General features: G+C 72.5%; 9 protein-coding genes. All 9 read left to right on the top strand.

Annotation, left to right across the window (positions count from 1 at the left end; translation table 11 throughout):
• The first annotated feature begins 47 nt into the window (after nucleotides 1–47).
• The 9 genes from ACFY7E_RS16230 (at nucleotide 48) to ACFY7E_RS16190 (ending at nucleotide 12,461) form a co-directional block, all read left to right on the top strand.
• A complete protein-coding gene (locus tag ACFY7E_RS16230) occupies nucleotides 48–635 on the top strand; it encodes a papain-like cysteine protease family protein (protein WP_383443696.1) in 588 nt (195 codons plus the stop codon).
• A 26-nt stretch (nucleotides 636–661) separates the two neighbouring features.
• Nucleotides 662–1,531, top strand: coding sequence for a hypothetical protein (locus ACFY7E_RS16225; protein ID WP_389485628.1), 870 nt, complete (start codon nucleotides 662–664; stop codon nucleotides 1,529–1,531).
• Between the two features lie 162 nt (nucleotides 1,532–1,693).
• Nucleotides 1,694–3,799, top strand: a complete 2,106-nt coding sequence (gene uvrC, locus ACFY7E_RS16220; RefSeq protein ID WP_389485224.1) for an excinuclease ABC subunit UvrC — start codon at nucleotides 1,694–1,696, stop codon at nucleotides 3,797–3,799.
• Nucleotides 3,796–4,704 (top strand): RNase adapter RapZ, encoded by a 909-nt coding sequence (gene rapZ / locus ACFY7E_RS16215; RefSeq protein ID WP_383443690.1) that lies wholly within the window; start codon nucleotides 3,796–3,798, stop codon nucleotides 4,702–4,704. Before uvrC ends, rapZ begins: the two co-directional genes overlap by 4 nt.
• Nucleotides 4,701–5,726, top strand: coding sequence for a uridine diphosphate-N-acetylglucosamine-binding protein YvcK (yvcK, locus tag ACFY7E_RS16210; protein ID WP_383443687.1), 1,026 nt, complete (start codon nucleotides 4,701–4,703; stop codon nucleotides 5,724–5,726). Before rapZ ends, yvcK begins: the two co-directional genes overlap by 4 nt.
• Nucleotides 5,717–6,706, top strand: a complete 990-nt coding sequence (gene whiA / locus ACFY7E_RS16205) for a DNA-binding protein WhiA (protein WP_383443684.1) — start codon at nucleotides 5,717–5,719, stop codon at nucleotides 6,704–6,706. Before yvcK ends, whiA begins: the two co-directional genes overlap by 10 nt.
• Before the next feature lie 238 nt (nucleotides 6,707–6,944).
• Nucleotides 6,945–9,893 carry a M14 family zinc carboxypeptidase gene (locus ACFY7E_RS16200; RefSeq protein WP_389485221.1) on the top strand — a complete coding sequence of 983 codons (2,949 nt, stop codon included), beginning with the start codon at nucleotides 6,945–6,947 and terminating at the stop codon, nucleotides 9,891–9,893.
• Between the two features lie 239 nt (nucleotides 9,894–10,132).
• A complete protein-coding gene (gene gap / locus ACFY7E_RS16195; RefSeq protein ID WP_383443678.1) occupies nucleotides 10,133–11,143 on the top strand; it encodes a type I glyceraldehyde-3-phosphate dehydrogenase in 1,011 nt (336 codons plus the stop codon).
• A gap of 106 nt (nucleotides 11,144–11,249) precedes the next feature.
• Nucleotides 11,250–12,461, top strand: a complete 1,212-nt coding sequence (locus ACFY7E_RS16190; RefSeq protein ID WP_389485219.1) for a phosphoglycerate kinase — start codon at nucleotides 11,250–11,252, stop codon at nucleotides 12,459–12,461.

The raw sequence follows: 12,461 nt of genomic DNA, 5'->3' as shown, positions 1-12,461 counted from the left end.
TCCGGACGCGCTCCTCCAGATCCCCACCCCCACCCGGGAGGAACGCGATGCGCAGAAGAAAGCTGAACCTCGCGGCGCTCGCCGCGGCCGCCCTCTTCCTCGTCCCCACCACCTCGGCGTCCGCCGCGCCGACCGCCGGGGACGCCTCGGCCCTCGCCGCCAAGCGCCTGAACATCACCATGCAGGCCCAGCAGAAGACCAACTGGTGCTGGGCGGCGGGCGGCAACACCATCGCCACCTGGTTCGGCCGCTCCTACAGCCAGAACCAGTTCTGCAACGCCGCCTTCAACCGTCAGCAGGGCTACGACTGCCCCAACAACCAGGCCACCCTCGGCAACGTCCAGACCGGTCTGAGCTGGGCCGGAATCCGTCCCGGCTCGTACGTGACCGGCTGGCTGCGCTACCCCACCGTGCAGACCGAGATCAACGCCGACCGGCCGGTCGAGACCCGCATCCAGTGGTCGAGCGGCGGCGGGCACATGCACGTGATCTACGGCTACGACGACGCGAGCAGCTGGGTCTACTGGGGCGACCCCTGGCCCTCCAGCGACCGCTACAACTGGGCCTCGCACGCCTGGTACGTCGACAACGGCTCCTTCTCCTGGACCCACTCGCTCTACCGGATCGGGGCGTGACCACCGTGATCACCGTGACCGTGCCCATGACCGCGACGCACGCGCGTGCCACCGCCGCCGGCCTCCTGACCGCCGCGGCCCTCGTCGCCCTCGGAACCCTCCCGGCGGCCGCCGCCGAGAGCCTGCCGCCCGCCCCCACCCCCGAGCGGGCCGCCTCCGCGCCGGGGACCCTGGAGACCCTGTCCCGGTTCTTCGCCAGCGACGGGGCCGGAGCCCCGGCGACGGCCGCCCGTACGACGGGCACCCCGCGGGTCGAAGGCTCCTCCGTCCCCGTCCGGATCCTCTCCCCGGACTTCGTCGCCGGGAAGGCCGGGGCCCCGGTCGCCCGCGTCGAGTTCCGCGCCACCCGGGCCGTCGCCCCGGACGGACGGAAGGCCTCCCTGTGGACGGTCGAGGGGGCCGGCGGCTGGCAGGTGGTGAACATCGCCACCGGCGACGACGAGATCCGGTACGCGGAGCGGGCCGGGCACCTGCTGCCCGGCGGCCTCGTCTTCCGCGAGCCGCAGATCGACGCCTGGTACGTCCAGAAGGGTGCGAAGGTGCTCCCGCTGGACGAGGACGCGGTCCGGGCCGTCGGGAAGAACGGGACGACCCTCGCCGCCTACCGGGAGCGGGTCGCCCGGGCGTACGGCGACAAGCTCCCCGGCTCCGCCTACGCGAAGAAGGGCGCGGCGGGCGGGTACGGGGCGCGGGGAGCCGCCGGACAGGCGGCCCCGGCACAGGAGGCCGCCGTGCAAGCGGCTCCCGCGCCGCAGGCCGCTCCGACGGCCCGGGCGGACGCCTCGGAGGCGTTCACCGCCACCGTGGCCGGCGCCGGCGCCTCCCTGGCCCTCGCCCTGGCGGCCACGGCCGCGATACGCCGCCGCCGGGCGGCCTGGAGCGACCCGGCGGCCTGACCCGGCCCCGGCCCGGGCGGGGCCGCCCCCGCCCGGTTCGGCCCGGCCCCGCCCCGGCCCCGGCGGGCCTCGTGCGGGCAGGACGGCGACCCACCCGCACGAGGCCTGGACGCAGGTGTGCGCCCGGCCGGAGTGTCGGTCCCCGCCAGTAGGGTGGGGACCATGGCAGACCCCTCCAGCTACCGCCCCAAGCCGGGTCAGATCCCCGACTCCCCGGGGGTCTACAAGTTCCGCGACGAGCACCGCCGGGTGATCTACGTGGGCAAGGCGAAGTCCCTGCGCCAGCGCCTCGCCAACTACTTCCAGCCGCTCGCGAGCCTCCACCCGCGCACGGCCACCATGGTGACCACGGCCGCCTCCGTGGAGTGGACCGTCGTGTCCACCGAGGTCGAGGCGCTCCAGCTGGAGTACTCCTGGATCAAGGAGTTCGACCCCCGGTTCAACGTCAAGTACCGGGACGACAAGAGCTACCCGTACCTCGCGGTGACCATGAACGAGGAGTTCCCCCGCGTCCAGGTCATGCGCGGCCACAAGAAGAAGGGCGTGCGCTACTTCGGGCCGTACGCGCACGCGTGGGCGATCCGCGAGACCGTCGACCTGATGCTGCGGGTCTTCCCCGTCCGCACCTGCTCGGCGGGCGTCTTCCGGAACGCCGCCTCGGCCGGCCGCCCCTGCCTCCTCGGCTACATCGGCAAGTGCTCGGCGCCCTGCGTCGGCCGCGTCACCCCCGAGGAGCACCGCGGACTCGCGGAGGACTTCGGCGACTTCATGGCCGGCCGCACCGGCACGTACATCCGCCGGCTCGAAAAGCAGATGACGATCGCGGCCGAGGACATGGAGTACGAGAGGGCCGGCCGGCTCCGCGACGACATCGCGGCCCTGCGCCGGGCCATGGAGAAGAACGCGGTCGTCCTCGCCGACGCCACCGACGCCGACCTGATCGCCCTCGCCGAGGACGAGCTGGAGGCCGCCGTCCAGATCTTCCACGTGCGCGGCGGACGCGTCCGCGGCCAGCGCGGCTGGGTCACCGACAAGGTCGAGGCCGTCGACACCGCCGGGCTCGTCGAGCACGCCCTCCAGCAGCTGTACGGCGAGGAGAGCGGCGAGGCGGTCCCCAAGGAAGTCCTGGTCCCGGCGCTCCCCGAGGACGCCGAAGCCGTCTCCGCCTGGCTCTCCGGCCGCCGCGGCTCCCTCGTCTCGCTGCGCGTGCCGCAGCGCGGCGACAAGAAGGACCTGATGGAGACCGTCGCGCGCAACGCCCAGCAGGCCCTCGTGCTCCACAAGACCAAGCGGGCCAGCGACCTCACCACCCGCTCCCGGGCCCTGGAGGAGATCGCCGAGGCCCTGGACCTGGACTCGGCGCCGCTGCGGATCGAGTGCTTCGACATCTCGCACCTCCAGGGCGAGGACGTCGTGGCGTCCATGGTCGTCTTCGAGGACGGGCTGCCCCGCAAGAGCGAGTACCGCCGCTTCCAGATCAAGGGCTTCGAAGGGCAGGACGACGTCCGCTCCATGCACGAGGTGATCGGCCGCCGCTTCCGGCGCTACCTCGCCGAGAAGGAGAGGACGGGCGAGTGGGGCGACGGCGAGGTCCCCGCCGAGGACCCCGAGGACGACGGGCGGCCCAAGCGGTTCGCGTACCCGCCGCAGCTCGTCGTGGTCGACGGCGGACAGCCCCAGGTCGCCGCCGCGCGGCGCGCCCTCGACGAGCTCGGCATCGACGACATCGCGGTCTGCGGCCTCGCCAAGCGCCTGGAGGAGGTCTGGCTGCCCGGCGACGACGACCCGGTGGTGCTGCCCCGCTCCAGCGAGGGCCTGTACCTTCTCCAGCGGGTGCGTGACACGGCTCACGACTTCGCCATCCGCTACCAGCGGTCCAAGCGGTCGAAACGCCTCAGGACCGGGCCCCTCGACGCCGTCCCCGGCCTCGGGGAGACCCGGAAGCAGGCCCTGATCAAGCATTTCGGCTCGGTGAAGCGGCTCCGGCAGGCGACAATCGAGCAGATCTGCGAGGTCCCCGGCATGGGCCGGAAGACCGCGGAGGCCGTCGTCGTCGCCCTGGCACAGGCGGCCCCGGCCGCCCCCGCCGTCAACACGGCGACGGGGGAGATCCTGGAGGACGACGTGGCTCCCGCCCCGGCGGCTCCCGCCGCCCCCGTCGTGAACACGGCGACGGGCGGGATCATGGAGGACGACGCGGACGTCACGGCACGGCCGCGCGTGAACGGCACGACGAGCACCACCGAGAAGACGGAGCAGGACACGTGAGTACGGGCACCAAGGAGACCCCCGGCGACAACGGCGCCGAGGCGGCCATTCCCGAGCTGGTGATCATCTCCGGCATGTCCGGGGCCGGCCGGTCCACCGCGGCGAAGTGTCTGGAGGACCTCGGCTGGTTCGTCGTGGACAACCTGCCGCCCGCGCTGATCCCCACCATGGTGGAGCTCGGCGCCCGCTCCCAGGGCAACGTCGCCCGGATCGCCGTCGTCGTGGACGTCCGCGGCCGGCAGTTCTTCGACAACCTGCGGGAGTCCCTCGCCGACCTCGACGCCAAGCAGGTCACCCGCCGGATCGTCTTCCTGGAGTCCTCCGACGAGGCCCTCGTCCGGCGCTTCGAGTCGGTCCGCAGGCCCCACCCGCTCCAGGGCGACGGCCGCATCACCGACGGCATCGCCGCCGAGCGCGACCTGCTGCGCGAGCTGCGCGGCGACGCCGACCTCGTGATCGACACCTCCAGCCTCAACGTCCACGAGCTGCGCGCCAAGATGGACGCCCAGTTCGCCGGCGACGAGGAGCCCGAGCTGCGGGCCACCGTGATGTCCTTCGGCTTCAAGTACGGCCTGCCCGTCGACGCCGACCTCGTCGTGGACATGCGCTTCCTGCCGAACCCGCACTGGGTCCCCGAGCTGCGCCCCTTCACCGGCCTCAACGAGGAGGTGTCGAACTACGTCTACAACCAGCCCGGCGCCAAGGAGTTCCTGGACCGCTACACCGAGCTGCTCCAGCTGATCGCCGCCGGCTACCGCCGCGAGGGCAAGCGGTACGTGACGGTCGCCGTGGGCTGCACGGGCGGCAAGCACCGCTCGGTGGCCACCGCCGAGCGCCTCGCCGCCCGCCTCGCCGCCGAAGGGGTCGAGACCGTCGTCGTGCACCGGGACATGGGGCGCGAGTGAAGCCGTACCGCCGGCGTGCCTCCACCCTCACGGTGCGGCGCACGCTCCGCAGACGCGGCGCCCAGCCCAAGGTCGTCGCGCTCGGCGGGGGCATGGGCCTCTCGGCCTCCCTCGCCGCGCTCCGCCGGATCACCGGCGACCTCACCGCCGTCGTCACCGTCGCCGACGACGGCGGTTCCAGCGGCCGGCTCCGCGAGGAGCTCGGCGTGCTGCCCCCCGGCGACCTGCGCAAGGCGCTCGCGGCGCTCTGCGGCGACGACGACTGGGGCCAGACCTGGGCCCGGGTCATCCAGCACCGCTTCCACTCCAAGGGCGAGATCAACGGGCACGCCGTCGGCAACCTGCTGATCGTCGCCCTCTGGGAACAGCTCGGCGACCCCGTGCAGGCCCTGGACCTGGTCGGCCTGCTGCTCGGCGCCCAGGGCCGGGTGCTGCCCATGTCCGCCGTGCCCCTGGAGCTCCAGGCCCTGGTCAGGGGCCACGACCCGGAGCGGCCGGACGACGTGGACACCGTGGCCGGCCAGGCCACCGTGGCGCTCACCCCCGGCGAGGTGCAGTCCGTGCACCTCGTGCCGAACGACCCGCCGGCCGTCCCCGAGGCGGTCGCCGCGGTCCTGGACGCCGACTGGGTCGTCCTGGGCCCCGGCTCCTGGTTCTCCTCGGTGATCCCGCACCTCCTGGTCCCCGAACTCCTCGACGCGCTGGCCGAGACCAAGGCCCGCAGGGTGCTCTCCCTGAACCTCGCACCGCAGCCCGGAGAAACCGATGGCTTCTCCCCGCAGCGTCATTTGGAGGTTTTGGGGCGACACGCCCCTAAACTCGCCCTGGACGTGGTGCTGGCCGACGAGGCCGCCGTGCCCGACCGCGACTCCCTCGCCGACGCCGCCAAGCGGTTCGGCGCCGCGGTCGAGCTGGCGCCGGTGGCCCGGCCCGACGGCTCCGCGAAGCACGACCCGGAGCTGCTGGCCGCCGCGTACGACCGTATTTTTCGGATGCATGGAAGGATCGGCCCATGGCGATGACGGCAGCGGTGAAGGACGAGATCTCCCGGCTTCCCGTCACCCGGACCTGCTGCAGGAAGGCAGAGGTCTCGTCGATCCTGCGGTTCGCGGGCGGGCTGCACCTGGTGAGCGGCCGCATCGTGATCGAGGCGGAGCTCGACACCGCGATGGCGGCCCGCCGCCTCAAGCGGGACATCCTGGAGATCTTCGGACACAGTTCCGAACTGATCGTGATGGCCCCCGGCGGGCTGCGGCGCGGCTCGCGCTTCGTGGTGCGGGTGGTGGCCGGAGGCGACCAGCTGGCCCGCCAGACGGGTCTGGTCGACGGCCGGGGCCGCCCCATCCGGGGCCTCCCCCCGCAGGTGGTCTCCGGGGCCACCTGTGACGCGGAGGCCGCCTGGCGCGGGGCCTTCCTCGCGCACGGCTCGCTGACCGAGCCGGGCCGCTCCTCCTCCCTGGAGGTCACCTGCCCGGGCCCGGAGGCCGCCCTCGCCCTGGTCGGCGCCGCCCGCCGGCTCTCCATCGCGGCGAAGGCCCGCGAGGTACGGGGCGTGGACCGGGTCGTCGTCCGCGACGGCGACGCGATCGGTGCCCTGCTCACCCGGCTCGGCGCGCACGAGTCGGTGCTCGCCTGGGAGGAGCGGCGGATGCGGCGCGAGGTCCGCGCCACCGCCAACCGCCTGGCCAACTTCGACGACGCCAACCTGCGCCGCTCGGCCCGCGCCGCGGTCGCCGCCGGGGCCCGGGTGCAGCGCGCCCTGGAGATCCTCGCCGAGGAGGTGCCCGAGCACCTCGCCGCCGCCGGCCGGCTCCGCATGGAGCACAAGCAGGCCTCCCTGGAGGAGCTGGGCGCGCTCGCCGACCCGCCGCTGACCAAGGACGCGGTGGCCGGCCGGATCCGCCGGCTGCTCGCCATGGCCGACAAGCGGGCGCAGGACCTGGGCATCCCCGGGACCGAGTCCAACCTCGCCGAGGAGCTGGACGACAGCCTGGTCGGCTGAGACCGGTAGATTTTCGGTCAACTCTTCCCTGCCGGTGCGTTTCTGACGCACCGGCAGTTCCTTTTCCGGTGTGCGCGACGCGCCGGGAGGCACCCTTGACGCCTCCGGGGGCGCCCATGAGTCTGTCGTCTGTCCACCCGCGAGACCCGTTCCACCCGTGAGACCGGTTCCATCCGCGAGACCCGTTCCACCCGCGAGATCTGTTCACCTCCGAGACGGACGACACCAAGGGGAGCTCATGGGACGCAGAGCGAGATCGATCCTCGCCGCGGCTTCACTGCTGATCGCCGGAGTGGCGACGGCGCCCGTCGCCGGAGCGCGGCCGGACGTCCGCGACGCCGACGCCCTCTCCGTATGGCACGCCGAGGTCGCCCGGGAGCAGGTTCCGCTCCTCCTCGAAGCCGGCGCCGACGCCCACGAACTGACCGAGCGGGTGCCCGCGAAGGGCACCGCCATGGTCGAGCTCTTCCTCACCGGCGCCCAGGCAGGGCGGCTGCGCGGCCAGGGCGTCGACCTCGCCGAGCACGACCTGTCCGGCCCGGCCGAGAAGCGGGTCGCCGCCGCCGGCGACGGCGTCTTCCGCCCGTACGGCGGCCCCGGCGGCCTCAAGCAGGAGATCCTGGACACCGCCCGGACCCACCCCGGGCTCACCAAGGCCGTCCCGATCGGCAAGACCCTCAAGGGCCAGGACATCCTCGCCCTCAAGATCAGCAAGGGTGCCGGACGGAGCAAGGACGGGTCGAAGCCCGCCACGCTCTACATGTCCAACCAGCACGCGCGCGAGTGGATCACCCCCGAGATGACCCGGCGGCTGATGCACCACTACCTCGACGGCTACGGCAAGGACCGGCGGATCACCCGGATCGTCGACACCACCGAGCTGTGGTTCGTGCTCTCCGCCAACCCGGACGGGTACGACCACACCCACGCCGACCCCGCCAACCGGCAGTGGCGCAAGAACCTCCGCGACAACGACGGCGACGGCAGGATCACCCCCGGCGACGGCGTCGACCTCAACCGCAACTTCGCCTACAAATGGGGCTACGACAACGAGGGCTCGTCCCCCGACCCCGCCGACGAGACCTTCCGCGGCAAGGGCCCCATGTCCGAGCCCGAGACCAGGGCGATCGACGCCTTCCAGAAGCGCATCGGCTTCGCGTACGGGATCAACTACCACTCCGCCGCCCAGCTCCTGCTGTACGGCGTCGGCTGGCAGGTCGCCACCGACACCCCCGACGACGTGGCCCTCGAGGCGCTCGCCGGCACCCCGGAGAACTCGGCCGTGCCCGGCTACCGGCCGCAGGTCTCCTCCGAGCTGTACACCACCAACGGCGAGGCCGACGGACACGCCGCCAACGTCAACGGCATGCAGATGTTCACCCCGGAGATGTCCACCTGCGCCACCGCCTCCCGGGTCGACCCGAACGACGCCTGGAACCCGGCCGACTGCGCCTCCGTCTTCACCTTCCCGGACGACGAGAAGCTGATCCGGGCCGAGTTCGCCAAGAACGTGCCCTTCGCGCTCGCCGTCGCCGAGTCCTCCGCCCACCCGGACCGGCCCGTCTCCCCGGTCGGCGTCGAGGCCCCCGACCTCACCCCGAAGACCTTCACCACCTCCTACGCCCGGGGCGGGGAGCAGGAGGTCGCCGTCACCGCCCGCAAGTCGCTGCGCGGCAAGACGCTCGAGTACCGGGTCAACGGCGGCCGCGTCCACCGCGAGGCGCTCCGCGCCTGGAAGGGCGGAGAGACCTACGGCGGCGAGGACAACCTCTACTTCGACGAGTACCGCGCCGAGGTCGCGGGCGCCCGGCCCGGCGACTCCGTCGAGGTCCGGTTCACCGCCCGCACCCGCGAGGGCCGCACCACCGCCTCCGCCCCCTTCACGTACCAGGTGGCCGAACGCGCCCGCGGCGACGTCCTCGTCCTCGCCGACGAGGGCGGCACCACCGCCGGACGCCACACCGCCGCCTACGTGAAGGCGCTCGCCGACAACGGACGGAGGGCCGCCGTCTGGGACGTCGCCGTCCAGGGCGCCCCGGACGCCCTCGGCGTCCTCTCCCACTTCGACGCCGTCGTCTGGTACACCGGCGCCGGGCGCCCCTCCGGGGGCGCCGAGCTGGCCGTCCGCTCCTACCTCAACGAGGGCGGCCGGCTGATCAACGCGGGGGAGAAGGCCGGCGGACTCACCCGGGTCGGCCCCGCCGAGACCGACGACTTCGCCCAGTACTACCTCGGCGCCCACCACCGCGCCGGACTGAAGAACCCGTCCGCCTTCGCCGGCGCGGGCGCCTTCGGAGGCGTACGGGCCGGCCTGGGCGCGGCCCCCGGCAACCCGCTGGACGACGCCGGCGCGTACACCGTCACCTCCGACACCCTGAACCCGGAGGACTTCCCGCAGTTCGCGAGCAGCGCCTCCGCCGGCGACTACCCGGGCGTCCGCACCCCCTTCGAGCCCGCCGAGGGCGCCACCTTCGCGGCCGTCAAGCACGCCGACGACACCTGGGCCCGGCTCGCCAGGACCGTCGACCTCACCGGCGTCCCGGCGTCCGCGAAGCCCCGCCTGGACTTCCAGGTCAGCCACGACACCGAGCCCGGCTACGACAACCTCGTCGTCGAGGCCCGCACCGTCGGCCGGGACGACTGGACCACCCTGCCCGACGCCAACGGCGGCACCTCCGCCGAGCCCCCGGCCGACTGCGGCGAGGGTTACTACGTCCGCGGCCACCCCTTCCTCGCCCACTACCTCACCGTCGGCGAGGACGGCTGCGCACCCACCGGCACCACCGGCTCCTGGAACGCCTTCACCGGCCCCTCCAACGGCTGGCGGCAGGCCTCCGTCGACCTGAGCGCCTGGGCGGGCGGGAAGGTCGAACTCTCCCTCTCGTACGTCTCCGACCCCGGTACGGGCGGGACGGGCGCCTTCGTCGACGACGTCCGGCTCGTCACCGGCACCACCACCGAGGCCGAGGGCTTCGAGACCTCCCTCGGCGTCTGGTCCACGCCCGGGGCGCCGACCGGCAGCCCCGGCAACGGCTCCGACTGGACGCGCTCCGCCGCCCTCTTCCACTCGCGGGCGGCGGTCACCACCCGGGACACCGTCCTCCTCGGCTTCGGCCTGGAGCACGTGCCCGGCACGGCGGAGCGGGCACGGCTCGTCGGCCGCGCCCTCAAGGCCCTCCACCGCTGAGAGCGGTGCCCCGACCGTTTGACGGAGAGTAGTCGGGACAAAAGTCCCAAGGCGGCCCTTACCTGCTGGTAGGTGCGGGCCGCCGACCGCCCATCCTCACTTTCCGGGCTCGTACGGATGCGCTCGATGTCACTCCGGCGGCCCCGGAGGGGTAGGGTCGTAAGTGGTCGGGGACATCCCAAAAACAAAAATCTCGCCGGCGTCGAACACACCGGCGTACCTAACGAGGAGATCGGTTCGTGACGATCCGCGTAGGCATCAACGGCTTTGGCCGCATCGGCCGGAACTACTTCCGCGCGCTCCTTGAGCAGGGTGCCGACATCGAGATCGTGGCTGTCAACGACCTGGGTGACACCGCGACCACGGCCCACCTGCTGAAGTACGACACCATCCTGGGACGCCTCAAGGCCGAGGTGACCCACACCGAGGACACCATCACCGTCGACGGCCACACCATCAAGGTGCTGTCCGAGCGCGACCCGGCCGACCTCCCCTGGGGCGAGCTCGGCGTCGACATCGTCATCGAGTCGACCGGCATCTTCACCAAGAAGGCCGACGCCGAGAAGCACATCGCCGGCGGCGCCAAGAAGGTCCTCATCTCGGCTCCGGCCAAAGACGAGGACATCACCGTCGTGATGGGCGTCAACCAGGACAAGTACGACCCGGCGAACCACCACGTCATCTCGAACGCGTCCTGCACCACCAACTGCGTGGCGCCGATGGCCAAGGTCCTCGACGAGAACTTCGGCATCGTCAAGGGCCTGATGACCACGGTCCACGCGTACACCAACGACCAGCGCATCCTGGACTTCCCGCACAAGGACCTGCGCCGCGCCCGCGCCGCCGCGGAGAACATCATCCCGACCACGACCGGTGCCGCCAAGGCCACCGCCCTGGTCCTCCCGCAGCTCAAGGGCAAGCTCGACGGCATCGCCATGCGCGTCCCGGTCCCGACCGGCTCCGCCACGGACCTGGTCGTCACCCTGGACCGCGAGGTCACCAGGGACGAGGTCAACGCCGCGTTCAAGAAGGCCGCCGACGACGGCGACCTCAAGGGCTTCCTGTTCTACACCGAGGACCCGATCGTCTCCTCGGACATCGTGGGCGACCCGGCGTCCTGCACCTTCGACTCCTCCATGACGATGGTCCAGGACGGCAAGTCGGTCAAGATCCTCGGCTGGTACGACAACGAGTGGGGCTACTCCAACCGTCTCGTCGACCTCACCGTCTTCGTCGGCGGCCAGCTCTGATCCTCAGAGCGGGCTTTCGATGGTGAGCAGGGCTCGGGCAGCGCAACGTCGCGCTGCGCGAGCCCTGTTCGTGTGCTCCACCGCGTACCAAGGAGTCAGTTAACAGATGAAGACGATCGACGAGCTTCTCCACGAGGGCGTCGAAGGCAAGCGCGTGTTCGTCCGCGCCGACCTCAACGTGCCGCTCGACGGCACCACCATCACCGACGACGGACGCATCCGCGCCGTCGTCCCCACGGTCAAGGCGCTGGCCGACGCCGGCGCCCGCGTCGTGGTCGCCTCGCACCTGGGCCGCCCCAAGGGCGCCCCGGACCCGGCGTTCTCGCTCGCCCCGGCCGCCGCGCGCCTGGGCGAACTGCTCGGCGCCGACGTGGCGTTCGCGACCGACACGGTCGGCGACTCCGCCACCGGGACCGTCGCGGGTCTCGGGAACGGGCAGGTCGCCGTCCTGGAGAACCTCCGCTTCAACGCGGGCGAGACCTCCAAGGACGACGCCGAGCGCGGCGCCTTCGCGGACCGCCTCGCCGCCCTCGCCGACCTCTACGTCGGCGACGGCTTCGGTGCCGTGCACCGCAAGCACGCCTCGGTCTACGACCTCCCGGCGCGCCTCCCGCACGCCGCGGGTCACCTCATCGCCAACGAGGTCGGCGTCCTGAAGAAGCTCACCGAGGACGTGAAGCGGCCGTACGTGGTCGCCCTCGGCGGCGCCAAGGTCTCCGACAAGCTCGGCGTGATCGACCACCTCCTGGAGAGGGCCGACCGCATCCTCATCGGCGGCGGCATGGCGTACACCTTCCTCAAGGCGCAGGGCCACGAGGTCGGCATCTCCCTCCTCCAGGAGGACCAGATCCCGGCCGTCCAGGAGTACCTGGCCCGCGCGAAGGAGCGCGGCGTGGAGTTCGTGCTCCCCGTCGACGTCCTGGTCTCGCCCGAGTTCCCGGACCTGAAGACCAAGGCCCCGGCGAACCCCACCACGGTCGCCGCGGACGCCATCCCCGCGGACGAGGAGGGGCTCGACATCGGCCCCGAGACCCGCAAGCTCTACGCCTCGAAGCTCGCCGACGCGGCCACCGTCTTCTGGAACGGTCCGATGGGCGTCTTCGAGCACCCCGACTACGCCGAGGGCACCAAGGCCGTCGCCCAGGCGCTCGTCGACTCCCCGGCCTTCACCGTGGTCGGCGGCGGCGACTCCGCCGCCGCCGTCCGCACCCTGGGCTTCGACGAGAACGCGTTCGGCCACATCTCGACCGGCGGCGGCGCCTCCCTCGAATACCTCGAGGGCAAGACGCTTCCCGGCCTCGCCGCACTGGAGGACTGA

The sequence above is a fragment of the Streptomyces sp. NPDC012825 genome (assembly GCF_042900925.1).
Classification (GTDB): domain Bacteria; phylum Actinomycetota; class Actinomycetes; order Streptomycetales; family Streptomycetaceae; genus Streptomyces.
The sequence above is the reverse complement of the archived record's forward strand: the minus strand, read 5'-3'. Positions and strand labels throughout refer to the sequence as shown.

Excerpts from the sequence above, each read along its gene's own strand:
- ACFY7E_RS16230 (WP_383443696.1), top strand. The coding sequence starts at position 48 with ATGCGCAGAAGAAAGCTGAACCTCGCGGCGCTCGCCGCGGCCGCCCTC.
- ACFY7E_RS16225 (WP_389485628.1), top strand. The coding sequence starts at position 662 with ATGACCGCGACGCACGCGCGTGCCACCGCCGCCGGCCTCCTGACCGCC.
- uvrC (WP_389485224.1), top strand. The coding sequence starts at position 1,694 with ATGGCAGACCCCTCCAGCTACCGCCCCAAGCCGGGTCAGATCCCCGAC.
- whiA (WP_383443684.1), top strand. The coding sequence starts at position 5,717 with ATGGCGATGACGGCAGCGGTGAAGGACGAGATCTCCCGGCTTCCCGTC.
- ACFY7E_RS16200 (WP_389485221.1), top strand. The coding sequence starts at position 6,945 with ATGGGACGCAGAGCGAGATCGATCCTCGCCGCGGCTTCACTGCTGATC.
- ACFY7E_RS16190 (WP_389485219.1), top strand. The coding sequence starts at position 11,250 with ATGAAGACGATCGACGAGCTTCTCCACGAGGGCGTCGAAGGCAAGCGC.